This window comes from Pseudomonas sp. GOM7 (assembly GCF_026723825.1).
GTDB lineage: Bacteria > Pseudomonadota > Gammaproteobacteria > Pseudomonadales > Pseudomonadaceae > Aquipseudomonas.
Window position 1 is genome coordinate 1,539,506 of sequence record NZ_CP113519.1, and the last position, 23,558, is coordinate 1,563,063.

At 63.0% G+C, this 23,558-nt stretch carries 15 protein-coding genes and 2 pseudogenes; 6 read left to right on the forward strand and 11 right to left on the reverse strand.

Going from position 1 to position 23,558, the window contains the following annotated elements:
- Positions 1 to 4: 4 nt before the first annotated feature.
- The 8 genes from OU800_RS06970 to OU800_RS07005 all read right to left on the reverse strand — a co-directional run bounded on the left by OU800_RS06970 (position 5) and on the right by OU800_RS07005 (position 11,040).
- On the reverse strand, positions 5 to 1,099 hold the full coding sequence (locus OU800_RS06970; RefSeq protein WP_268182306.1) for an alginate O-acetyltransferase: 1,095 nt from the start codon (positions 1,097 to 1,099) through the stop codon (positions 5 to 7).
- Positions 1,100 to 1,108: 9 nt separating this feature from the next.
- Positions 1,109 to 2,548, reverse strand: a complete 1,440-nt coding sequence (locus OU800_RS06975) for an MBOAT family O-acyltransferase (RefSeq protein WP_268182309.1) — start codon at positions 2,546 to 2,548, stop codon at positions 1,109 to 1,111.
- A 17-nt stretch (positions 2,549 to 2,565) separates the two neighbouring features.
- Positions 2,566 to 3,981: an alginate export family protein gene (locus OU800_RS06980; protein ID WP_268182311.1), complete on the reverse strand. Its 1,416-nt coding sequence runs from the start codon at positions 3,979 to 3,981 to the stop codon at positions 2,566 to 2,568.
- Positions 3,978 to 5,453 carry a sel1 repeat family protein gene (locus tag OU800_RS06985; protein ID WP_268182312.1) on the reverse strand — a complete coding sequence of 492 codons (1,476 nt, stop codon included), beginning with the start codon at positions 5,451 to 5,453 and terminating at the stop codon, positions 3,978 to 3,980. Before OU800_RS06985 ends, OU800_RS06980 begins: the two co-directional genes overlap by 4 nt.
- Before the next feature lie 7 nt (positions 5,454 to 5,460).
- A complete protein-coding gene (locus OU800_RS06990; RefSeq protein ID WP_268182315.1) occupies positions 5,461 to 6,603 on the reverse strand; it encodes a PilZ domain-containing protein in 1,143 nt (380 codons plus the stop codon).
- Positions 6,604 to 6,620: 17 nt separating this feature from the next.
- On the reverse strand, positions 6,621 to 8,126 hold the full coding sequence (locus OU800_RS06995; protein WP_268182316.1) for a glycosyltransferase family 2 protein: 1,506 nt from the start codon (positions 8,124 to 8,126) through the stop codon (positions 6,621 to 6,623).
- A 63-nt stretch (positions 8,127 to 8,189) separates the two neighbouring features.
- The gene (locus OU800_RS07000) at positions 8,190 to 9,617 is read right to left on the reverse strand and encodes a mannose-1-phosphate guanylyltransferase/mannose-6-phosphate isomerase (protein ID WP_268182317.1); all 1,428 of its coding nucleotides are present in this window, start codon (positions 9,615 to 9,617) and stop codon (positions 8,190 to 8,192) included.
- A 112-nt stretch (positions 9,618 to 9,729) separates the two neighbouring features.
- A complete protein-coding gene (locus OU800_RS07005; RefSeq protein WP_268182321.1) occupies positions 9,730 to 11,040 on the reverse strand; it encodes a nucleotide sugar dehydrogenase in 1,311 nt (436 codons plus the stop codon).
- 565 nt (positions 11,041 to 11,605) lie between these two features.
- Between OU800_RS07005 and OU800_RS07010 the strand changes: the two genes are divergently transcribed.
- The gene (locus OU800_RS07010; RefSeq protein WP_268182324.1) at positions 11,606 to 13,480 is read left to right on the forward strand and encodes an MFS transporter; all 1,875 of its coding nucleotides are present in this window, start codon (positions 11,606 to 11,608) and stop codon (positions 13,478 to 13,480) included.
- A 57-nt stretch (positions 13,481 to 13,537) separates the two neighbouring features.
- On the opposite strand, the gene OU800_RS07015 is transcribed toward OU800_RS07010, so the two are convergent.
- Entirely contained in the window at positions 13,538 to 14,479 is a 942-nt protein-coding gene (locus tag OU800_RS07015; protein ID WP_268182325.1) for a bile acid:sodium symporter family protein, read from the reverse strand.
- A 336-nt stretch (positions 14,480 to 14,815) separates the two neighbouring features.
- On the opposite strand from OU800_RS07015, the pseudogene OU800_RS24235 reads away from it, so the two are divergent.
- The 5 genes and pseudogenes from OU800_RS24235 to OU800_RS07030 form a co-directional block, all read left to right on the forward strand.
- Positions 14,816 to 15,730 (forward strand): annotated as a pseudogene (locus tag OU800_RS24235) (methyl-accepting chemotaxis protein); the annotation flags it as partial.
- Positions 15,731 to 15,928: 198 nt separating this feature from the next.
- Positions 15,929 to 16,633, forward strand: a complete 705-nt coding sequence (locus OU800_RS24240) for a methyl-accepting chemotaxis protein (protein ID WP_442964765.1) — start codon at positions 15,929 to 15,931, stop codon at positions 16,631 to 16,633.
- Positions 16,634 to 17,033: 400 nt separating this feature from the next.
- Positions 17,034 to 17,915, forward strand: a pseudogene (locus OU800_RS24245) (methyl-accepting chemotaxis protein); the annotation flags it as partial.
- A gap of 198 nt (positions 17,916 to 18,113) precedes the next feature.
- Positions 18,114 to 18,818 (forward strand): methyl-accepting chemotaxis protein, encoded by a 705-nt coding sequence (locus tag OU800_RS24250; RefSeq protein WP_442964766.1) that lies wholly within the window; start codon positions 18,114 to 18,116, stop codon positions 18,816 to 18,818.
- A gap of 120 nt (positions 18,819 to 18,938) precedes the next feature.
- The gene (locus tag OU800_RS07030; RefSeq protein WP_268182334.1) at positions 18,939 to 19,472 is read left to right on the forward strand and encodes an REP-associated tyrosine transposase; all 534 of its coding nucleotides are present in this window, start codon (positions 18,939 to 18,941) and stop codon (positions 19,470 to 19,472) included.
- Between the two features lie 186 nt (positions 19,473 to 19,658).
- On the opposite strand, the gene ggpS is transcribed toward OU800_RS07030, so the two are convergent.
- On the reverse strand, positions 19,659 to 21,917 hold the full coding sequence (gene ggpS / locus OU800_RS07035; protein ID WP_268182336.1) for a glucosylglycerol-phosphate synthase: 2,259 nt from the start codon (positions 21,915 to 21,917) through the stop codon (positions 19,659 to 19,661).
- Positions 21,918 to 22,033: 116 nt separating this feature from the next.
- The gene (locus OU800_RS07040) at positions 22,034 to 23,296 is read right to left on the reverse strand and encodes an MFS transporter (protein ID WP_268182338.1); all 1,263 of its coding nucleotides are present in this window, start codon (positions 23,294 to 23,296) and stop codon (positions 22,034 to 22,036) included.
- Positions 23,297 to 23,558: the final 262 nt, after the last annotated feature.

The window sequence follows — 23,558 nt, forward strand, 5'->3', positions numbered from 1 at the left end:
TCTTCTATTGTTGGGCGATGGGGGAGGGGAGTTGGCGTTGCGCGAGCAGGGTGCGCAGGGGGAATTCCCAGACGACGGTGTGCACGTCGCCGCTGGCGGCTGCCGGGCTGGCGAGAAAGGCGTTCATGGCCTCGAACGGGCCGCGTGCTTCCAGGGCCACGCTGATCAGATCACGCTGCAGCGCCTGCTTGAGAAAGCCGGTGAAATTCCAGTCATCGATGCGCGTATAGCTGGTGCCGACCACGGCCAGGGATACCGCCTCGTCGGCGAACAGGCTGTCGCCGATGTCCTTGGGCGAGCCTTTGAGGGTTTCGTGCAGGGCGATGTGCACTGGCGCGAAGTAGCTGGGGGCGAAGCGAGGGTCGAACTTGAGGTAGTTGAGCAGATCCCCGGGCACCTGTTTCTCGCCCACCGTCTGGGTGACGTAAGCCGTAGTGCCGGCCAGCTCGGGGAACTGCCGGGCCAGTGTGCGTGCGGCCAGGTCGGCGCCCTGTGGTGTCCAGTGGGTATCGTTGCGCAGGAACAGGGGCAGGGCGGCGGCTGCCTCGTTGTAGGCACCACGCAGATCCGCCGAGGCGATGCCGCGCTCGCTCAGGCGTGCGCGAAAGTCCTCGTACAAACCGCTGAGCTGCGCGCTGGGTGCCAGGCGTGAATGCTCGGCGTAGGTGTCCAGCTTCATCGGAATGGGCAACAGGATCAGTCGTGTGCCCTTGGCCGCCAGTTGTTCGCGGGCCTTGTCGATCAGCGTCAGTTGCTTGTCCAGGTTCTCTTCCAGATCACCGGGCAGCAGGTACTCTTGATTGGTGAACAGCCAGCCGTCACGACCCAGCACCACGCCACTGGCGCCTTCGCGGAACAGCGCATATTGAATATCGGCCCACAGCTCGATGGATGGGTCACGCAGGAACAGGCTCTTGTCGTAGTAATGCTCGAACTTGCGCACCAGCTTGCCATCGAAGAACAGCGCCATGGCCTGGCCGGCGTTCTGCTGGCTGGCAAAGCCGAACACCAGCGGCAGGGAATACAGACACATGCCGCACAGCAGCACGATGAAGAGGATGCCGTTGATCTTGCTGGCCGAACTCATCACGGGAAACATGCGCGCTCCTCAGAACTGGAAGTACAGGAAAGGGGAGAAGGAGTTGGCTGCCAGACGGCTCAGCGTCAGCAGGAAGACGGCCCACAGCAGCAGGGTGTTGAGGCCGTCGACGTGTTGCATGAAGTACGGCTGCTGCTTGTTGCCGGCGTAATAGCGCTGGTTGATCGTGCCGGCGACGACGAGCCAAAGCACGGCGAGCAGGGTAAAGCTCAGGGTCATGGCCGAGGTGCCGAGCCAGTAAGGTTGCAGCGAGCCGAAACCGTTGAAACCGAGCATGGCCTGATAGACCTGCAGGCTGTGCGGCAGATTGCCGGTGAAGAACAGCGGCATGGAGCACAGCAGCAGCAACAGGCAGCGCATGTTGCGCCAGAAGTGATAGGGCGTGGTGATCTTGGTGGCGATGCCCAGCTTGCGTTCGATCACCATGCCGACCCCGAAGAACAGCCCCCAGCAGATGAAGGCGAAGCTCGGGCCATGCCACAGGCCCGACAGCAGCATGGTCACCACCAGCCCGGTGAGCATGCCCACCAGGCGCTTGCGCACCAGCGGCATGTACACGTAGTCGCGCAGGAAGTCGGCCAGGGTCATGTGCCAGCGTTGCCAGAACTCGGTGATGCTCTGCGCGATGTAGGGCTGGTTGAAGTTCTCGGCGAAGCGAAAACCCATCATCATGCCCAGGCCGATGGCCATGTCGCTGTAGCCGGAAAAGTCGAAATACAGTTGCAGGGCGGAAATCAGCAGGCCGAACCAGGCATCGACCATCTGCAGCTCGCCGGCGCTGCCGCCACTGATGAACAGCACGTTCATCGGCGCCAGGGAGTCGGCGATCAGCACCTTCTTGATGAAACCGAGCATGAAACGGCAGGCGCCCAGGGAGAACAGCTCCAGCGAATGGGTGCGCTGCTTCAACTGCTTGTCGATCAGGCTGTAGCGCAGGATCGGCCCGGCGATCAGTTGCGGGAAGATGGCGATGTAGGCGGCGAAGTCGACGAAGCGCTCGGTGGGTTCGGCGTTGCGCCGGTAGATGTCGACGATGTAACTCAGGGCCTGGAACACGTAGAAGGAAATACCCAGTGGCAGGATGATGTGTTCCAGGGTGAAGGTGTTGATGCCCAGCGGCTCCAGTATCGCCACCAGCACGTCGGCGCCGAAGTTGGCGTACTTGAAGTAACCCAGGGTGGCCAGGTTGCCGACCACGCCGATGGTCAGCAGGCGGAAGGCGATTTTCTTCTCGCCGGCATCCATGCGCGCCTTGATGCGCAGGCCGAACCAGTAGTTCCAGTAGGAAATGGCGACGAACAGCAGGAGGAAGTCCGGGCGCCACCAGGCATAGAACAGGTAGCTGCCAAGCACGATTACGTACGAACGCCAGTGCTCCCTGGCCAGGTAATAGCAGAGCAGAAATACCGGCAGGAAGAGAAACAGGAAGACGTTGGAGGCGAAGATCATGCTGGCACTACTCTCGGTCAGTACGTCAGGGTGATACCCAGCGTCAGCTGGTAGTCGTCACCGATTTCCAGGGCGCTGCCGGCGCGGAAGTAACTCAGGCTGGTCAGGTTGTTGAGCTGGATGCGCTTGCCTTCATAGGCCAGCGGGAACATGCGCCAGTAATGGGTGATGTCCAGCACCTGACCCAGGTGGGTGGACGAGCCGCTGTCGCGCACGGTGCCTTCGTTGGTGGTGCGCAGCGGCAGTTGCGCGGAGGCGTTGCGCAGGCGCAGGTCGCTCAGGCGGATGTCCAGTTGGCTGCGGTCGGTGGGCTGGGTTTCCAGGGTCACGCCATAGAACGCCAGGTTGCTAAGGTTGACGCTGACCAGGTTGCTGATCAGGCGGCTGCTGTAGCTGAACGGGTCGTTGCGCCGATCCGACTGGATGCGGTTGAGGCTGAAGCCATCGTTGCCGCTGTCGTCCGGGCGGTCGGTGAGGCCAGCGGTGAGGCCGACACGTGGCGTCCAGGGCAGATCCTCGAAGCGTTTGCCGATATCGCCGACCAGCGCCCAGCCCTCTTTGTCGCTGCGATCACGCAGGCCGTTGCGCTGGGTGATTTCCTGATTGCCGTCGAGGCGCACCAACTCCAGTTGGTAATCGCTGATCAGCGAGGTCAACTGGCGGGTATCGCCACGCAGGAACAGGCCATAGCGCAGGCCATCGAAATCCTGGCGGTCATCGATGGCGCTACCGGAGTGGTCGTCCTCGTGCAGCAGGCGCACCCCGACCCAGTGGTCGGCATACCAGCGCCAGGCATACTCGGCCATCAGGTAGCGGATGTTCTTGTCACGCGGGTCGAGGCGATTGTCGTCCGAGTTGTAGTAGTAGAACTTTTCGGCGACGGCGACGAAGCCATTGGCGAAGCTGTCGTTGTAGTCCAGGCGCAGGGCTTCGATGCTGTCGTCCCACCAGATGCCGAAGCGGTCGGTGAAGCGCTGGCGGCCGAAGGTGGCGGAGAAGCGTGGATCGTCGCCGAGCAGGTTGCGCCGCACGTAGAACTCGCGTGCCTCACTGTAGGCGTGGCGCCGCCGCGACAGGTCGTCGTTGTCGCCCTCGATGGTCTGCAGGGCGTTGGGATCGGTGTCGTAGTTGAGCCACAGGCGGCCGAAGGCTTCCCACTTGGCCCAGCGTTGCTCGGGGGAATACCAGCGGTACGAGGGTTCGTAGCGCAGGCTGAAGAAGGCCCGACGATCTTCGCCCAGACGCGTTTCGTCCGGGCCATAGCCGCTGCGCAGAAAGAGCTTTTGCGTCAGCAACGAGGTGACGGGCTCGAGTTCGGGTGACAGGTTGCTGGGCTCTGCCACTGGTTCGTCAGGTTCCTCGGCCTGCACCAGAGTGAGGGGCAGGCAGGCGAGCAGCAGGGCGGCATGACGCAAGACATGGGTGCGGATCACAGGATGGATTCCTCGATGAGACGGTTGCCTTCACGGGTGGCGGCGGCGCGCTGTTCGGGGGTGAGCCTGGAGCCCAGCGCTTCCACCAGCGACAGGGCGCGTTGATCACCCAGTTCCTGGGCGGCGTAGGCGAAGGTGTAAGCCTTGATGTCGTCGCGGCAGATGGAACGGCCGTAGCTGTACAGGCGGGCAATGCGCATCAGGGCGTTGAGCGAGCCGCTCTGGACTTCCTTCATGTACAGCGCGATGGCGTGTTGCTGGTCAGGCTCGTCCAGCACGCCCTGGCTGTACATGTCGCCTTCGAGCAGCGTGGCCTCGGGGTAGTGCTCGGCTTGCAGCTCGGCGATCAGGCGTTGGCTCAGCTGTGGGTCGAGCGTGCGCCAGACCACCATGTGCAGGCTGGCGCGCAGGGCCTTGATGCGCTGCGGGGTGATCGGATCCTGGCGCTCGGCCATGCTCAGGCTGAGGTTCTGCCCCTGGCGTTGTTCCAGGCGCTGGATCAGCTCGACCACCGGCTCCGGGCCATAGCGATCCGGCGCGGTCATCAGGAAGTAGGCCTTGCTCAGCATGGCCGGGCCGAAGTCACGGGCGATGGCGTTGTCCAGCCACTGCAGCACTTCACGGTCGATCTGTTCGATCAGGCTGGCTTGCGCCTGGGCTTTGCGCTCGCGCTCGGCTTTTTCTTCGTCGGTCTGCGCGCGGGTCAGCGGGCGGTTGTTGTTATAGGCGCCGATCTCGGCGTTGCGCACTGCGGTCAGTTGCTGGGCGATGCTCTGCACCAGATCCACCGGCAGGCTGTTCATGCGCTCTGCCAGGCGTATGGCGAAGGCACGGAACAGTTCGTTGCGCTTTGCACCGAGAAAGGCGTAATAACGGTTCACCGCGCGTGGGTCGCTTTCCACCGCCAGCTCGAACCATTTCTCGGCCTCGGCGCGCTCGCCATAGCGCGTCGCGGCTACCGCCCGGTACAGCGGGGCGTGGCAATAGATCAGGCAGGCGCGGTCATACAGCTCGATCAGGCGCATCGTCTCGGCCTGGTCGAACAGCTCCGGGTAGACCAGGAAGACTTCCAGGCGCGTATCCACGCTGATGAAGTCGCGCCCGGTGGCGAACTGCGTCAGGGCCTGGCGCATGAAGTCGCGGTTGGCCTCACGCCAGCGCGGCTTGTAGTCCACCAGGCGCGCCAGGGGGATCAGCGCGCCGATATCGCCACGGCCATCGGCGAAGGCCTGCTTGAACAGCGCGATGGCTTGCGCGGTATTGGCTGGGCTGCGGCTGGCCAGCACTTCGCCGAGCAGGCGGGCGGCTGCCAGATCACCGCGCTGCGACAGCAGGCGCAGGTCGTCCTCGACCGCCGCCTGGTTGTCCTGGAACAGCGCGTAGCGCACCTGATCGAGGCTACGCTCGGCCTGTGCCGCGCCGCTGAGCGCCAGGGTCAGGGCGCTCGTGCAAAGGATGAATCTGAGCGACATGGCGACCTCAGAATGTCCAGTGTGTGGGCAGGCCGAGCCTGAAGTCGACCGCGACAGGCAACTGGTAGTCGTTGCGCGGCAGTGCCTGATCCGGCTTGATGGTCAGCTCGACCATCTGCTGCTGTTCGTCCACGCGGCTGCCGACGATCTCGCCGGTGAAGACCTGATCGCTACCCAGCACGCGCATCTCGACGCCACGCACGCGCTCGAGCTTGTTCATCTGCGCGAAGGGAATGCTGGCCTTGACGTCCAGTGGTTGATCCAGCGGCAACAGGTGTACCAGCGCGTCCTGCTTGTAGGCGAAGCCGTCCTGACGCGGTTTGGGGTAGTACAGGCTGCAGTTGCAGGGGCTGGCGATCACCGTTTCCACGGTCACGCGGCCGAGCAGGGCGGCACTGTCCTGTTCCGAGAGGTTGGCCAGGGCGGCGATGTCCGCCGGGCTGGTCAGGCTGCTGGCCAGCTGGGTGGAAACGCTGGCCAGTGGCTGACCGACGCTGACTTCCGTTTGTCCGGGGGCGATCAGGTACTTGAGGTTGCCGTTTTCCGGCATGCTGACGATGTAGGCGTTGGCGCCGACCACGGCCTGCGCCGCCTGCATGTGGAAGAACAGCAGATAACTCTTGTAAACGATGAGCGCGAGGGCCGCGAGGCCGACGGCGAGGAACAGCAGCGAGCCGAACAGAGCCCGCAGACGCTCGCCGAAGGTGCGTGATTCGGCGGTCTTGTGCTTGCGTTCCTTGATATAGTTCTCGCGCTGCATCACGTTGAACAGGCCGTTGATATCGGCGATGTCACCGGACATGTAGGACGAGATGATGTAGCGCAGGATGTCGCTCTTCTGCCGATCCAGGTCGACGAATTCGGCGCCCACCTCATGGTTGCGCTGGGAGACGATCTTCAGCTTGGTCTCGATGTTCAGGTCGATCTTGTTCAGCTTCAGCTTGATCGAGGCATTGAACAGGCTGCCGATGGTCATGGGCTGTGCCAGCGACAGGCCGATACCGCCCAGGGACAGATCCAGTATTTCGCATTCCAGGCCCTTGATCCCGTTCCCCTCGAGGGTGACACGGGCAGGAATCTTGGCGCGAACGAACTGACGCTCGTCGATCGCCTCGTGAACGATGTTTCCGGGTAAGACAGTGCTACTCATGGTCTTCGCGCCTTTGCTTAGTGTTGCGTGAGTTCGAGCAGGATCGAAATGACCCCGAAAAAGATGGCGATCGAGGAGAACAACATGCCCTTCGAGGTCCATCGGTTGAGGGCCGCATCGAAAGCGACGCTGCCATTGCTGAGCGTGGTTTTCTGTCGCGTCCAGCTCTGCTGGTTCATGTGGAACATGGCGTACACCTTCATCAACGAACCCATGATCTGGTTGTAATAGAGAACGAAGGGGTAGAGCGGGTCGACCGGGTGCTTGCTGAAGACGAACAGCAGCGTTACCAGCGAGCGCGACAGCAGCACCCAGAAGAGGTACAGCAGCAGGTACTGGATGCCGAACAGCAGGCCGGCCACCAGCGAGGCGCTCAGCCCCATCAGGCAGGTCCACATGGACACGCGCTGGTCGTACAAGACGTACATGGTGAACAGCCCCAGGCGACCGAAGCCCAGCAGCCGAGTGGTGCGGAAGTTCTGCCGTAGCGAGTTGCCGTACCAGCGGTACATCAGTTGCCGGGTGGCCTGGAGGAAGCTGCTGCTGGGCGGGTGCTCGATGGTCAGGGTGTGGCTGTCGGGCACGTAGAAGGTGTCCCAGCCGGCGCGCATCAGGCTGAACCAGGAGGACTTGTCGTCGCCAGTGAGGAACTGGAAACGCCCTAGGCGCCAGTGATCGAGGAAATCGGCTTCCACGTCCTGAATGAACGTAGGGTCGGTCATCACGCTGGCGCGAAAGAACGACAGGCGCCCGGTCATGGTCAGCACGCGCTTGGAAAGCGCCATCGAACACATGTTGATGTGCCGCTGGACGAAGCGCAGGGTGTGCCATTCGCGCATCAGGCGGCTGCCTTTGACCTCGCAGAACTCGTTGGTGGTGATGCCGCCGACGCTGGGCAGGTAGGCGAACAGGCTCACCGCGCGCTCGACGCAACCCGGCAGCATCAGGGTGTCGCCGTCGACCACGCCGACCACCGAGTTCTCCAGCGGCATGCGCCGTGACAGGGCGCGGAAGGCGTGGGCCAGGCCGTCTCGCTTGCCAGTGCCGCGGGCCCGCACGATGACCAGCTTGATGTCGTCACGTTCGCGCACTTCCTGGCGCATGATGTCCTTGATGAAGTGCTCGTCGCTCTTTTCCACGATCGAGGCGATCACCGTGCAGGGCACGGGCAGGCGCTGCACCTCCTGGAAGACCGACTGGTAGACCTGGTAGGTGGTCTGCGTGGGAATGCGGAAACTGGTGACCACCATGAACAGGTGCTCCGGCAGAGCCGCCGCGCCCATACGGTCGACCGCCTTGCGGATACGCGGGAAGCGCCAGTGCAGGAAGTACATGCCGCGCAGGTAATGCATCACGGCATTGCCATAGCGCCACATGCCCAGTACGCCGATCAGGAAGATGAACTTCTGATGCGACGGATCGAGGTAGGCGGGATCGATCATTTCCGAGGCGAGCAGGATCAGGGCGATGAGGCAGGCCCAGCCCAAGAACTTGTTCAACCTGTCTGCAAAGGATCTTTGCATTTGACGTGCTTCCTTCATTGATGAACGCTGCTGCCGGCGAAACGGCAGCAAGCGCTTTCCTGGCTAGCTGAGTACGTTGTCGCTGCGCCCGTAGACGTCCTCGAAGCGCTCGATGTCGTCCTCGCCGAGATAACCGCCGGACTGCACCTCGATGATCTCCAGGGGGATCTTTCCGGGGTTGGCGAGGCGGTGTACGGCGGCGATGGGAATGTAGGTGGACTGGTTTTCCCAGAGCAGGAAGGTCTTGTCGTCGCAGGTCACCCGCGCGGTGCCGGAGACCACGATCCAGTGCTCGGCACGGTGGTGGTGCTTCTGCAGCGAAAGCTGCGCGCCGGGCTTGACCACGATGCGCTTGACCTGGAAGCGATTGCCGTTGTCGATGGAGTCGTAGCTGCCCCATGGGCGATAGACCTGGCAGTGGTTGAGCGCCTCGCTGCGGCCTTCGCGGGTCATGGCGTTGACCAGTTGCTTGACGTCCTGCACGCGATCCTTTTGCGCGACCATCACCGCGTCCTTGGTTTCCACCACCACCACGTCCTGCAGGCCGACCAGGGTGACCAGCTTGCTCTGGCTGTGGGCCAGGCAGTCGTGGCTGTCATGCACCAGCACGTCACCCGACAGACTGTTGCCATTGGCGTCCTTGTTGCGCACGTCCCACAGGGCCGACCAGGAGCCGACATCGCTCCAGCCGGCGGCCAGTGGTACCACGCAGGCGCGCTCGGTCTTCTCCATCACCGCGTAGTCGATGGAGTTGTCCGGGCAGCAGGCGAAGGAGCTGGGGTCTATGCGGATGAACTGCAGATCGCTCTTGCTGCGGCTCAGCGCCAACTGGCAGGTGTCGTAGATATCCGGGTCGTGCCGTTGCAGTTCCTCCAGATAACGGCTGCAACGGAACAGGAACATGCCGCTGTTCCAGAAGTAATCGCCCTGCGCCACGAAGCTCTGCGCCGTGGCCAGGTCGGGCTTCTCGACGAAGCGCTCCACCGGCAGCACACCGTCGGGAAGCTCGTCGCCCATGGGGCTGGTCTTGATGTAGCCGTAACCGGTTTCGGCGCGTTCGGCAGGTACGCCGAACAGCACCATCTCGCCTTGTTCGGCAGCCTTGCGAGCCACCTCGAGCGCCTGGTGGAACACTGCGCGGTCTTCGATCACATGGTCGGCAGGCAGCACCAGCAGCAGTTCGTCGCGGCCGCTGGCAAGCAGATGCATGGCGGCAATGGCCACGGCTGGCGCGGTGTTGCGGCCGAAGGGCTCGAGCAGGATGCTGTGCGCCTCGCAGCCGATGGCGGCGAGTTGTTCATTGACGATGAAACGGTGCTCCTCGTTGCACACCACGATGGGCTTGTGCATGCCTTCCGGGGCCAGGCGCTGCAGGGTCTGCTGCAGCATGGTGGCCGAGCCGGTCAGGGGCAGGAACTGTTTCGGGTAAAGCTTGCGCGACAGCGGCCAGAGCCGCGAGCCGCTACCGCCGGACAAGATCAGAGGGATCATTTCGTCACTCCTGGACAAACACCGATTGGCAACCTATTGGCAGTGCAAAGGCCATTGGCCTCGACCTGTCCCGTGGCAGCGTGCACATGCCGCTGCCATTCGGGCTGTGCGCTTACCAGCAGATGCCTTCCCTGTTCGCCTGAGTGCTGTGCTCCATGAACCCGACCAGATCGACCACCTGCTTGTCGCTGCTCAGGTTCTGCAGGACTTCAGCGAAACGTGGTTCGTTGTTGCCGAGGATCAGCACGTCGGAGGCCTCGACCACTTCCTCCAGCTCCTTGCACAGCAGCGAGGAGACATGTGGGATCTTGGATTCGATGTATTCCTTGTTGGCGCCGAAGACCCGGGCATACTCGACGTTGCTGTCATAGATGCGCAGCTCGAAGCCCTTGCCGATGAGCATTTCCGCCAGCTCAACCAGCGGGCTTTCGCGCAGGTCGTCGGTGCCGGCCTTGAAGCTCAGGCCCAGCAGGCCGACGCGGCGCTTGTCATAGGTGGCGACGATGTCGTAGGCGCGCTGCACCTGGGCACGGTTGCTCGGCATGATCGAAGCCAGCAACGGATGCTCGACATCCAGTTGCCCGGCGCGGTAGGTGAGGGCGCGTACGTCCTTGGGCAGGCAGGAGCCGCCGAAGGCGTAACCAGGGCGCAGGTAGTAGCGCGACAGGTTGAGCTTGTGATCCTGGCAGACCACGTCCATCACCTCGCGGCCGTCGACGCCGCAGGCCTTGGCAATGTTGCCAATCTCGTTGGCGAAGCTGACCTTGGTGGCGTGCCAGACGTTGCAGGTGTACTTGATCATTTCCGCGACTTCGATGGTCTTGCGGATGATCGGCGCGTCCAGTTCGCTGTACAGTTCCTGCAGCAGATCGCCGGATTGCTTGTCCAGCTCGCCGATGACGGTCATGGCCGGAAAGTCGTAATCCTTGATCGCCGTGCTTTCACGGAGGAACTCGGGGTTGGTGGCCACGCCGAAGTCGACGCCGGCTTTCTTGCCGGACTCCCTTTCGATCAGCGGAATCACCACGTTCTTCACCGTGCCCGGCAGTACCGTGCTGCGCACCACCACGGTATGGCGCTCGTGCTTGTCGCGCAGCGCCACACCGATCTGCTTGCACACCGACTCCATATAGCCGAGATCCAGGTCGCCGTTGCGTTTGCTCGGCGTACCTACGGCTATGAAGGACAGGTCACTGGCCAGTACGGCCGCGCCGACATCGGTGGTGCCGCGCAGCAGGCCAGCGTTGACGCCCGCTTCGAGCAGTTCGGCAAGGCCCGGCTCGACGATCGGGGATTTGCCCTGATTGATCAGATCGATCTTGGTTTGCGAGACATCGACACCGATCACTTCATGGCCGCGCGCCGACAGGCAACCTGCGCAGACTGCTCCAACATAACCCAGTCCAAAGATACTGATTCTCATCACTCCATCCCTCAATACTAAGTTGTTGGCTAAATCTTCTGCACTTATTCCAGGCACAAATACGCCCTGACTGCGCATGTGCTATCGCGCAATCTCTGCCGTTCTGTTTGATGGCTTTATGCAATTAGCGCGGATACTAGGGTGGCTTTTTTTTTATTTCAAGCACTCAAAGTTAGCTTGTTGTGGTTTTTTTAATTTAAGTTTGAATTTTTTAAAAAATTCAATAAAAACAATAACTTATAATTTGTGTTATTTCCAGCGTCAAAAAATAGTTTGCGTGTTTTTTGGTGTTTTTTTGGCGTCATCAAGTCGGCACTGGTCGTGCTTCATTATGTTTCGTGGTTCTTTTTCTTGCTCTAAAGTTGTGCGTTACTTGTTTTGTTATTGCTTGATTGCGCTCTTTTTAAATTTCCGTGACTGTGCCGCAGTGGCGGCGAGAGAGGGCAGGAGGCTTGTCGCGACTGTATGGGGGGAGGTGTTTGCAGGGCATTGCCTGTGGCTTTCTGGCGGCGATTTCAGTCAAATGCTCGTGCGGGCAAACCCGACCCCGCGAGGACCATGGACGATGACCCAACAATCGCAATTCGCCCTGCTCGGCAAGAGACGGTTTCTGCCGTTTTTCGTGACGCAATTGCTCGGCGCCTTCAACGACAACATCTACAAGCAGTCGCTGATTCTCGCCATCCTCTTCAAGCTCAATACGGGCGCCGACCGTGATGTGCTGGTCAATCTCTGCGCCTTGCTGTTCATCCTGCCGTTCTTTCTGTTTTCCGCGCTTGGCGGGCAGTTTGGTGAGAAGTTCGCCAAGGACGCCCTGATCCGCAAGATCAAGTTGGCCGAGATCTTCATCATGCTCGCCGGTGCCGCAGGTGTGCTGCTGAACAATCTGCCGCTGATGTTGGTGGTACTGTTCGCCATGGGCACGCAGTCAGCCTTGTTCGGCCCGGTCAAGTATTCGATCCTGCCGCAGCATCTGCAGGAGAAGGAGTTGGTCGGCGGTAACGCCCTGGTGGAAATGGGCACCTTCCTGGCCATTCTCGCCGGCACCATCGGCGCGGGCATCATGATGGCCAGCAGCAGTTATGCCGCCATCGTCGCCGCTTCGGTGGTGAGTGTGGCGGCGCTGGGTTATCTGGCCAGTTGCGGCATTCCGCGTGCGGCAGCGGCCATGCCCACGCTCAAGCTGGACTGGAACATCCTGCGCCAATCCTGGGTGACCATGAAGCTGGGCCTCGGCCAGCGGCCGGCCGTGTCGCGCTCGCTGGTGGGCAACTCCTGGTTCTGGTTTCTCGGTGCCATCTACCTGACGCAGATTCCCGCCTACTCCAAGGAGTGGCTGCACGGTGACGAGAGCGTGGTGACGCTGATCCTCACCGTGTTCTCGCTAGGGATAGGCCTGGGTTCGATGCTCTGCGAGCGCATGAGTGGGCACAAGGTGGAGATCGGTCTGGTGCCGTTCGGCTCCATCGGCCTGACCGTCTTCGGCATTCTGCTGTGGTGGTTTTCCGGTGGCTTTCCCGAGGGCGCCGCACCGCACGATTGGCTGGCGCTGCTCGGTCATGGCCAGGCCTGGTGGATTCTCGGCTGCATTCTCGGCATAGGTCTGTTCGGCGGCTTCTATATCGTGCCCTTGTATGCGTTGATCCAATCGCGCACCGTCGAATACGAGCGGGCGCGGGTGATCGCTGCCAACAACATCCTCAATGCCTTGTTCATGGTGGTCTCGGCCATCGTCGCGATCCTTTTCCTTGGTGTCGCCGGGCTGAGCATCCCGCAATTGTTCCTGGTGGCCTCGCTGATGAACGTTGCGGTCAGCAGTTACATCTTCAAGGTCGTCCCCGAATTCAGCATGCGCTTTCTCATCTGGCTGCTGGGGCACTCGATGTATCGCGTCGAGCACAAGGGGCTGCAGGCCATTCCCGAAGAGGGGGCGGCGGTGCTGGTGTGCAACCACGTTTCCTTCGTCGATGCCTTGCTGATCGGTGGCGCCATTCGCCGCCCGGTACGCTTCGTCATGTACTACAAGATCTACGACCTGCCGGTGCTCAACTTCGTCTTCCGCACCGCTGGCGCCGTGCCGATCGCCGGACGCAACGAGGATCTACTGATCTACGACGCGGCGTTCAAGAAGATCGCCGAATACCTGCGCAACGGTGAGCTGGTGTGTATCTTCCCCGAGGGCAAGCTGACCCGCGACGGCGAGATCGACGAATTCAAGGGTGGGGTGCAGCGCATTCTCGAAGAGAATCCGGTGCCGGTGATTCCCATGGCCTTGCAGGGCCTGTGGGGCAGCTTCTTCAGCTACGACCCGAACAAGGGCTTGTTCAGGCGCCTGTGGTCGCGAGTGACCCTGGTGGCGGGCGAGGCCATCGCCCCCGAACAGGCCAGCCGTGAGGTGCTGCAGGCACGTGTGGCTGCGCTACGGAGCGACTGGCGCTGATGACGGTGCGCGCGGCACACCCTACGCTTCGTAGGGTGCGCTGCGCGCACCAGCTTTTCAGTCGACGCGCTTTTGCGCACCCAACCGGCGATAGAGCGTTGCCAGCAGCGCACCGGACAGGTTGTGCCAGACGCTGAACAGCGCACTGGGTACCGCTGCCAGTGGGCTGAAATGGGCGCTGGCCAAGGCGGCGCCGAGGCCGGAGTTCTGCATGCCGACCTCGATCGACAGCGTCTTGCGCTGCGCCAGCGGCATGCCGAACAGGCGTCCGGCCAGATAGCCCAGGGTCAGGCCGATGGCGTTGTGCAGCACCACCACCGCCATGATCAGCAGGCCGGATTCGGCGATCTTGCCCTGGCTGGCCGCTACCACTGCCGCGACGATGGCGACGATGCTCACCACGGAAATCAGCGGCAATACCTGCACTGCCGTCTTCACTCGCGTACCGAGCAGGCGCTGCACCACCAGGCCGAGCACGATGGGTAGCAGCACCATCTTGAGTATCGAAACGAACATCGCGCTGAACGACACCGGCAGCCATTGCGAGGCCAGCAGCCAGATCAGCGCTGGCGTCACCAGCGGGGCGAGCAGGGTGGTCACCGAAGTGATCGCCACCGACAGGGCCAGGTCGCCACGGGCGAACCAGGTGATGACATTGGAGGCGGTGCCGCCTGGGCAGCAACCGACCAGGATCACCCCGACGGCGATTTCTGTCGGCAGGCCGAAGAGCTGGCACAGCAGCCAGGCCGTCAGCGGCATGATGGTGAACTGCGCCAGCACGCCGAGCAGCACGGCCTGGGGCCGAAGCAGCACGTCACGGAAATCCTCGGCCTTGAGGGTCAGGCCCATGCCGAACATGATCAAGCCCAGCAGCGGCACGATCCAGGTGGTGACGGGCAGGAACCAGGCCGGTTGCAGGAAGGCCAGAACGGCGAACAGCAACACCCAGAGGGCGAAGGTATTACCGACGAAGCGGCTGAAGGCGATCAGAGCGCGCATATGGGGTGATCCAGGCAGGCGTTGGGGCGGCAAGCCTAGCAGAGGTGGCGCGTGGGGGTGATGGGTCTGCGTGCCGTCTGGCGGGTGATATAGATGAATGAATGATTAAAAGCTGGCGTCATGATATTGTCGCCGCGCCTTCGCTGTCTAAACTGTGCCGAGTCTCTGTGCTGGCCATAAGAACAACTCTCCAGCGTTTGCGTATTCCTGTATCTCATGCCGGAGAACTTCATGAACAAATGGTTCGGCAACCTCAGCGTAACCCTGAAACTGGCCATCGGCTTCGGTCTGGTGCTGGCCCTGACCCTGATACTGGCTGTCGTTGCCTGGAACGGCATGCGGCAACTGGTGGAGCGTGGCGAGCGCTTGACCGATATCACCCAGCTCGATAACCGCCTCGACGACCTGCGGGTCAAACGCCTGAGCTACGAGATCAGTAACGGCAACGAGGCGCTGGGCGAGGCCTTTCAAAAAGCCCTGGATGAATACCTGCAAGCCCATCAGGCTGTGCGCGTCAACTTTACCCGGCCGGAAAACGTACGGCTGTTCGAGGCGCAGCGAACCCAGCTAGATCTTTACCAGGCCAGCCTGACCAAGATGCGTGAAGCTTACCGGCAATCGGCTGCCGCACGTGGTGAGATGGGGCGCCTGGCCAAGGAAGCTTTTGCCCAGCTCGATGAGGTAGAAACGGCCGTGGCGCGTATGCCGGAGAGCGACCCGCAATATCCGTCACGTTATCGTGCCCTGCGTGACGCCCGTGAGGGCTGGCAACTGATGCGCTACGAGGTGCGTGGCTACACCGCTAACCCCAATGCCGACACCGAAGCAGCGGTGCTGCGCCAGTACGAGCGCACGCAGCAAAGCTTGGCCAACCTGCAACAGGCGATGGGCAGTGACATGGCTGCGCAGACCCGCGCCCTGGTGGTTGGCTCCAGCGCTTACCAGGAAGCTGTGAAGACTTTCCAGCAGCTCAACTCGGCGATCATCCAGGCGCGCGAAGAGATCGGGCAACAGGGCCAGGAGATCACCTCCTTGAGCCAGAAGATGATCGACGGGCAGATCGCACTGCGTGACGCCGATATCGCCTCGGCCGAGCTGGCCGAACTGCTCACCACCGTCCTGGCGCTGCTGCTGGGGGCCTGTTCGGCCTGGATCATTACCCGTCAGATCACCCAGCCGCTGGGCCATACCCTGAAAGTGGTCGAGCGCATTGCCGCAGGTGACCTCAGCGCAATACCTTCGACCTCCCGACGTGACGAGATCGGTGCGTTGCAGCAGGGTGTACAGCGCATGGGCAATACCTTGCGTGAGTTGATCGGGGGGATTCGCGACGGCGTCAGCCAGATCGCCAGTGCGGCCGAGCAGCTTTCGGCAGTGACCGAGCAGACCAGTGCCGGGGTCAACAATCAGAAGCTGGAGACGGATCAGGTGGCCACGGCCATGCAGGAAATGTCCGCCACCGTGCAGGAGGTGGCGCGCAATGCCGCCGAGGCTTCGCAGGCTGCCGTGGATGCCGATGGCGAGGCGCGCCAGGGTGACCGCATCGTCAGTGACGTGGTTGCCCGCATCGAAGCCTTGGCTGGGGAAATGACTCGCTCCACCGATGCCATGAGCAGTTTGCAGCAGGAGAGCGACAAGATCGGCAGCGTGATGGACGTGATCAAGGCGGTTGCCGACCAGACCAACCTGCTGGCGCTCAACGCCGCCATCGAAGCGGCGCGTGCCGGTGAGGCCGGACGGGGTTTCGCCGTCGTCGCCGATGAGGTGCGTAACCTGGCCCGGCGTACCCAGCAGTCCACCGAGGAAATCGAAAGCCTGATCGCGGCTCTGCAGCGTGGCACCGATCAGGTCGCCGGCGTCCTGCAGGAAAGCCGCAGCCTGACCGACGATAGCGTTGCCCTGGCGCGCCAGGCCGGCGATGCGCTGGAGGTGATCAATCAGAAGGTGGCCAATATCCAGTCGATGAATCAGCAGATCGCCGCTGCTGCCGAGCAGCAGGGGGCGGTAGCCGAGGAAATCGGTCGCAGCGTGCTCAACGTGCGTGACGTGTCTGAGCAGACTGCGGCGGCCAGCGAGGAAACCGCAGCCAGCTCGGTGGAACTCGCGCGTCTGGGCAACCATCTGCAAACCCTGGTCAGTCGCTTCCAGCTCTGACCGTGCTTCACGGGCCTGACGACCTCGCGTCGCCAGGCCTGCCTCTCTGCTGAGCGGCTGACACCAGCCCTTACAACTTGGCTGCGCATTCTGTCGGCTACGTCACACTTGCTTGTGTCTCGTGTCATCGGCTTTGCGTCAGCAGCACCTTAGTATCTCGGCGCTTTGCTCACCGTCGCCAGACCCTATTGCTGGTTCCAAGAAGAACAAGTCTCCAGCTAAACCTTAATACCTATATTGCCTTGCTCAAGGTTGGAGATTCTTCATGCACGCCTGGTTCGCGAACCTCAACGTCACCCGCAAGCTCGCGCTTGGCTTCGGCCTGGTACTGGCACTCACCCTGGCTCTGGCCTGGGTCGCCTGGACCAGCCTCGGCAGCGTCATTCAGCGCAGCACCTGGATGAGCGAGATCGCTCATCTCAACAACACCCTCACCACCCTGCGCATAGCGCGTCTGCAACTGATGCTGGCCAAGGGCGATGCCGCCAGCACCGAGCGCCTGCTCGGCAGTCTGGACATCTACCTGCAGCAGCAGAGGAAGCTGATGGCCACCTTCGTCAATCCGGTCAACGTCAAGTTGCTCAAGGAACAGGACGGCTACAACCAGGCCTATCAGAAGTCCCTGGCCGGCATGCGCGCCGCCTACGCCGCAGCCGGTGAGGCTCGTCTGCGCGTGGCCAACGAGGCCCAGCAACTGAACGAGCTGATGGCGGGGCTGCTGCGTGGCGTTGTGCAACTGCCGTCATACGATGACCAACGTTTCAACCAATTGCAGGCGCTGAACCTGACGCAGAACGAGCTGCTCAGCGTGCGTTACCTGCTCGAGCGCTACGACAACATGGCCGACACTCAAACCGAACAGGCCCTGGCTGGCCGCCTGGCCGCCGCGCGTAACAGCCTGGCTAGCCTGCGTGAGGCCTTCGCTGCCCAGGGTGATGTCGCCAGCCGTATCGACGCGTTGCTGGGCAGCTACGAGCAGGCCATGCTGGCACTCAAGCAAGCGACCCAGGACATCGCCCGTACCCGTCAGGAAATGACCGCGCAACAGGCCGAGATCGTGCGTATCAGCGATACCCTGTACCAGTTCCAGATCGAGCGCCTGGGCATCGAGAGCCAGCAGGCGCGCACCTGGCAGATCGTTGCCGTGCTTCTGGCGTTGCTTATCGGCGTGCTGGCGGCCTGGCTGATCACTCGCCAGATCACCCGTCCGCTGCAAGACACCCTGGGCGCCGTGCAGCGCATTGCCGACGGCGATCTGACCGATGCGCCGCGCGTCACCCGCCGCGACGAGCTGGGCCGGCTGCAGCAAGGCATCGCGCAGATGGCCGGCACCCTGCGTGAACTGATCAGCGGCATCCGTGATGGCGTGGCGCAGATTGCCAGCGCCGCCGAGCAACTATCGGCCGTGACCGAGCAGACCAGCGCCGGTGCCAACCATCAGCGTCAGGAAACCGATCAGGTGGCTACCGCCATGCACGAAATGTCGGCCACGGTGCAGGAAGTGGCGCAAAACGCCGAGCAGGCTTCCCACGCCGCCACGGCCGCCGATGGCGAAGCGCGTCAGGGGGATCGGGTGGTAGCGCAGGTGATCGCGCAGATCGAGCGTCTGGCCGCCGAAGTGGGGCGTTCCTCCGAGGCCATGACCGGGTTGCAACAGGAAAGCGACAAGATCGGCAGCGTGATGGACGTGATCAAGTCCGTGGCCGAACAGACCAACCTGCTGGCGCTCAACGCCGCCATCGAAGCGGCGCGGGCCGGTGAGGCCGGCCGTGGCTTCGCGGTGGTCGCCGACGAAGTGCGTGGCCTGGCCCAGCGCACGCAGAAATCCACCGAGGAAATCGAAGCGCTGATCGCCGGTTTGCAGAGTGGCACCCAGCAGGTGGCGGCGGCGATGCGCGCCAGCCGCGACATCACCGACAGCAGTGTCGAGCTGAGCCGCAAGGCCGGCACCTCCCTGGCCAGCATCACCCAGGCAGTCTCCAACATCCAGTCGATGAACCAGCAGATCGCCGCCGCCGCCGAAGAGCAGAGCGCCGTGGCCGAAGAAATCAGCCGCAGTGTGATCAGCGTGCGCGACATCTCCGAGCAGACCGCCAGCGCCAGCGAAGAGACCGCCGCCTCCAGCGCCGAACTGGCCCGCCTGGGCGGTCATTTGCAGTCCCTGGTCAGCCGCTTCCGCGTCTAGATCCAGTAGTGCGCGGTGCGCACGGCGCACCCTACGCCGGCATTTCGGGCTCCACGTAGGGTGCGCTGCGCGCACCAGCGTCTATGCTGCATGCATGCGTAACGATTCAGGAGACAGGGAATGTCCCAATATCGCCGTGCTCGGGAAGCTGGTGCGAGCTACTTCTTCACGCTGGTCACCCATCAGCGCCGTCCCATCCTGACCGAGGCCACATCGCGTGCCGCGCTGCGCCAGGCCATCGAACAGGTTCGTCTGCGTTATCCCTTTTGCATTGAAGGCTGGGTATTGCTGCCCGACCATTTGCACTGCATCTGGCGTCTACCGCCAGGCGATGCAAATTTCAGTGTGCGTTGGTCGCTGATCAAACGCCTGACTTCGCAGCAGCTCGTGACGCCTGCTGCAGTCACTCTCAGCCGGCGGCTGCGTCGGGAGTCCGGCTTGTGGCAGCGGCGTTTCTGGGAGCATTGCATTCGTGACGATGAGGACTACCAGCGCCATATGGATTATCTGCATTTCAATCCGGTGCGACATGGGCTCGTGAGGCGTGTGCTGGACTGGCCCTGGTCGAGTTTCCACCGCTTGGTGAGAGCGGGGATGTATCCGGCCGATTGGGGCGGCGAGGGTGTGCGGGAGAGTGGTGGCTTCGGTGAGTAGTGCCGGTGCGCGCAGCACACCCTACGTGTTTCCACCGCTTGGTGAGGGTGGGGGTATATCCGGCCGATTGGGGCGGAGAGGGTGTGCGGGCGAGTGTTGGCTTCGGCGAGTAGTGTCAGTGCGCGTAGCGCACCCTACGTCGGAGTCCCGCTCGTAGGGTGCGCTGCGCGCACCGCCTGCCCTAACCTAGCTGACCAGGGTCAGCGACGGTTGCTCTTCGGAGGGCGCCACGCCGGCGAGGAAGTCCTCGCCCCAGCGGCGGATATCGTTGTAGCAGACGATGTCGAACAACTCGCGCAAACGCGCCTGGGCCTCGCTCCTGGGCAGGTTCAGCGCCAGGTAGCAGGTATGGGCCAGGTCGGCTGGGTCGTGCGGGTTGGTCAGCAGGGCGCCCTTGAGCTCGGCCGCGGCGCCGGCGAATTCCGACAGCACCAGCACGCCGCGCCCACCGAGCAGGCCTTGGGCGGCGACGAACTCCTTGGCCACCAGGTTGAGGCCGTCACGCAGCGGGGTAATCCACATGACGTCGGCCATGGCGTACCAGGCGCTGACCTCCTCGAACGGCAGGCTGCGGAAGAAGAACTGCAGCGGCGTCCAGCCGATGCGGGCGAAGCGCCCGTTGATCCGGCCCACGGCCTGTTCGATCTGCGTCTGCAGCTCGTCGTAGACGGTCATCTCGCGGGCCGCCGGCACGCAGACGGTGACCAGGGTGACCTTGCCGATCAGCTCGGGGTTGTCGGCCAGCAGGCGTTCGTAGGCGTTGAGCTTTTCCAGGATGCCCTTGGTGTAGTCGAGGCGCTCCACGGCGAGAATCAGCTTCACGCCTTTCATCTCTTCGCGCAGTTGCGCCATCAGTTCCTGAATCTTCGGCGCCTCCAGGGCGTTGCGCACGCGTTCGATGTCCAGCCCCACCGGGTGAGCGCCGAGCCTGACCTGACGCGTGCCGGTGTCCAGCGCGGTGGTCATGCGCTCCAGGCCCACGGCGCAGCCGTAGGTGATGAAGCGCGGCGCGCAGCTCTGCCGCTCCAGGGTCTTGAGCGGGAACACCCCACGGGCGACGTCGACGAAGTTCTCCACCTGACGCGGAATATGAAAACCGATGTAGTCGCACTGCAGCAGGCTGCCGACGATCTGTCGGCGCCAGGGCAGCACGTTGAACACGTCGGCCGAAGGGAAGTAAGTGTGGTGGAAGAAGGCGATGCGCAGATCCGGGCGCAGCTCGCGCAGGTAGGCCGGCACCATCCACAGGTTGTAGTCGTGCAGCCAGACGATGGCGCCTTCGGCGGCCTCCAGCGCCGTGCGTTCGGCAAAGGCGCGGTTGACCTTGAGGAACACCTGCCAGTCGTCCTCGTTGAATATCGCGCGTTCCCAGAACGTATGCAGGGTCGGCCAGAAGGCTTCCTTGGAGAAGCGCTTGTAGAAGATGTCGACTTCTTCCTTGCTCAGCTTGACCCGCGCGGCGGTGAGCTTGGGATAGCGCTCGGCGTCCACTGTGGTGTGGCTGTCGAACGGCTCGTCGTCATCCTCGTGTACGGCCCAGGCCACCCAGGAGCCGGGGCGGCCGTCACCGAAGAAGCTCAGCAGGGTGGGGATGATGCCGTTGGGCGAGGTGGGGCGGCGGCGTTGCAGCTTGCCGGCGGCATTGCGGTATTCCTCATAGGGCAGGCGGTGGTAGACCATCACCAGTTCGGCCTTGCCCGGCTGCGCGGCCTGGCGCCGTTCGGCGGCGATGCCGTGTTCGCCGAGGAAGCCGAAATGGGCGAAGGCTTCGAGGATGCCACCACAGCCTGGGCGATTGGCGTGCAGGGTGCGCGAGTGGCTGCGCGTGGCTTCCAGCAGCGCGCTTTCCGACTGGCCGACGCACACGCCGTGGAAGCTGGCGCTGAGCATGGACAGGTCATTGAGCGTATCGCCGGCCGCCAGCACCTGGTCGTGATCCAGCTCCAGCCAGTCGGCCAGGGCCTGCAGGCTGCTGCCCTTGTTCACCCCCTTGGGCAGAAAGTCCAGGTACAGCTCGGCGGAGTAGAGCAGGTCACAGCCCAGCTCGTCGGCGACCTTGCGCAATTCCGGGTTGGCTGCCTGTTCGGGCGTGCAGAAGTAGGAGCAGCGGCGCGCCTGCGGCACGTCCTGGCGTTCCAGGCCGAACGCTTCGATGGCGCTGGCCACCTGGGTTTCGCCAGGCCAGCGGGCATCCACCGCGCTTTGCAGCGGCTGGATCGGGTGCAGGCTGTCGCCATGTACCAGGGTCGCGCCGACGTCGGCGATGATGTAGTCCGGCTGCGGCAGGGTCGGGTCGGCCAGCAGCGGTAGCACCGCCTCCAGGCTGCGCCCGGTGACGTAGGCGAGCTTGATCTCCGGGTGGGCGGCGATGGTCTGGTAGAGGCTCAGGCGATCTTCGGGATCGCCGGCGAGAAAGGTTCCATCCAGGTCGGTGGCTAATAGCATCGTTGTTTCTCCAGAAGTGGCCGGACGGCTTCGCTCAGGCGTGAGCGGCCGATGGGCCGGGTTTCTGGCTGCTTGGGGTAGGCTCGGGGCCTTGCCGAAACAGCCGGTTCACGTCTTCAGGACGCAGGGTTCGGGTTGTCCTCCATCGGTTCGTGCTCTTGCGTCGGCGCATCGGGCATCAGCTCCAGCACCGTGGGGCTGGTACGCAGCATGGGCACGAAGTGCGCGGCGTCGCCGCTGACCAGGTCGCTGACATGGCGCAGCCGGTAAAGGGTGTAGGCAGCCAGCAGGCCGAGGGTACAGGCGAAGTACAGCGGTAGCGCGCGGGCGCCCAGTTGTTCCATCAGCACGCCGGCCAGCAGCGGGCCGCACACCGAGCCTATGCCGTTGACCATCAGCAGGCTGGCGGAGCCGGAGAGGATTTCGTCGCTGCGCAACTGGTCGATCAGTTGCGCCACGGCGATGGGGTAGATGGCGAAGGCCAGGCCGCCCCAGAGGAAGATGGCGCCGAGCAGCAGCGGGCCGGCCGGCAACAGGCTCATGACCAGCGCCAGGGCCACCGCCAGTACCACTATCCAGAACAGCACCTGACGGCGGTCGTGGCTGTCGGAATAGATGCCGATGGGCCATTGCAGCAGCGCGCCGCCGAGAATGGTGGCAGTCATCAGCAGGCCCACGCCGGGCGTATCGAAACCGGCCAGGCTGGCGTACACCGGTGCCATGCCCCAGAAACCGCCCATCGCCAGGCCGGCAAGGCCCGCTGCAATGATCGCCAGCGGTGCGATGTGCCACAGTTGGCGCAGGTTGGACGGAGGTGTTTCCGGCAGGCTCGGCTGTGCCTGGCGGGTCAGGGTAATGGGCATCAGCGCCGCGCTGATGAGGATGGCGGCGATGACGAACAGGGTGAACTGCACCGGGTCGGCCAGGTGCAGCAGTTGCTGGGCCAGGGCCAGGGCGCCGAGGTTGACCGCCATGTACAGGGCGAACACCTGGCCGCGCTTCTCGTTCGGCGCCTGGGCGTTGAGCCAGCTCTCGATGACCATGTACAGCGTCACCAGGGCCAGGCCGTAGAGCACACGCAGCAGCAGCCAGACCCACGGATCGATCAGCAGCAGATGGAGCAGGGCGGCGATGGCCGCCAGGGCGGCGCAACAGGCGAATGCACGGATGTGCCCGATGCGTCTGACCAGCGGAGTCGCCAGCCAGGTGCCGAGAAGGAACCCGACGAAGTACCCGGACATGATCAGCCCGAGCATCGTGGTGGAGTAGCCTTCGGCGACGCCACGCAGGGTTAGTAAGGTATTGAGCAGACCATTGCCGAGCAGGAGCAAAGCCACGCCGCTCAGCAATGAGCTGATGGGGGCAATGAGAGACCGCATGCGAACTACCCTAGGGAACTATGCCAGTGATGGCAAGCACGAAGCAGGCCAGGGTGCAGCGATTGCTTTGTTTAACTACTTGTTATTAAAAGAATTTTTTTACTGACGAACGGTTGTGTGAATTTTATGCGTAGCGCCGCTGCCCCATGGGCGTGCGCAAATAGCCCAGGATGCACTCTGGCCGTCGAAGACAGACGTAGCCCGGATGCATCCAGGGAGACCGTGAAAAGCTCCTGGATTGCATCCGGGCTACGGGCACCTC

What these genes read in the sequence shown, in the direction of transcription:
- OU800_RS06975 (WP_268182309.1), bottom strand. Translation starts at nt 2,548, where the DNA reads ATGATCTTCGCCTCCAACGTCTTCCTGTTTCTCTTCCTGCCGGTATTT.
- OU800_RS06990 (WP_268182315.1), bottom strand. Translation starts at nt 6,603, where the DNA reads ATGAGTAGCACTGTCTTACCCGGAAACATCGTTCACGAGGCGATCGAC.
- OU800_RS07000 (WP_268182317.1), bottom strand. Translation starts at nt 9,617, where the DNA reads ATGATCCCTCTGATCTTGTCCGGCGGTAGCGGCTCGCGGCTCTGGCCG.
- OU800_RS07030 (WP_268182334.1), top strand. Translation starts at nt 18,939, where the DNA reads ATGTCCCAATATCGCCGTGCTCGGGAAGCTGGTGCGAGCTACTTCTTC.
- OU800_RS07015 (WP_268182325.1), bottom strand. Translation starts at nt 14,479, where the DNA reads ATGCGCGCTCTGATCGCCTTCAGCCGCTTCGTCGGTAATACCTTCGCC.
- OU800_RS06970 (WP_268182306.1), bottom strand. Translation starts at nt 1,099, where the DNA reads ATGTTTCCCGTGATGAGTTCGGCCAGCAAGATCAACGGCATCCTCTTC.
- ggpS (WP_268182336.1), bottom strand. Translation starts at nt 21,917, where the DNA reads ATGCTATTAGCCACCGACCTGGATGGAACCTTTCTCGCCGGCGATCCC.
- OU800_RS06985 (WP_268182312.1), bottom strand. Translation starts at nt 5,453, where the DNA reads ATGTCGCTCAGATTCATCCTTTGCACGAGCGCCCTGACCCTGGCGCTC.
- OU800_RS06995 (WP_268182316.1), bottom strand. Translation starts at nt 8,126, where the DNA reads ATGCAAAGATCCTTTGCAGACAGGTTGAACAAGTTCTTGGGCTGGGCC.
- OU800_RS07040 (WP_268182338.1), bottom strand. Translation starts at nt 23,296, where the DNA reads ATGCGGTCTCTCATTGCCCCCATCAGCTCATTGCTGAGCGGCGTGGCT.
- OU800_RS24240 (WP_442964765.1), top strand. Translation starts at nt 15,929, where the DNA reads ATGTCCGCCACCGTGCAGGAGGTGGCGCGCAATGCCGCCGAGGCTTCG.
- OU800_RS24250 (WP_442964766.1), top strand. Translation starts at nt 18,114, where the DNA reads ATGTCGGCCACGGTGCAGGAAGTGGCGCAAAACGCCGAGCAGGCTTCC.
- OU800_RS07010 (WP_268182324.1), top strand. Translation starts at nt 11,606, where the DNA reads ATGACCCAACAATCGCAATTCGCCCTGCTCGGCAAGAGACGGTTTCTG.
- OU800_RS07005 (WP_268182321.1), bottom strand. Translation starts at nt 11,040, where the DNA reads ATGAGAATCAGTATCTTTGGACTGGGTTATGTTGGAGCAGTCTGCGCA.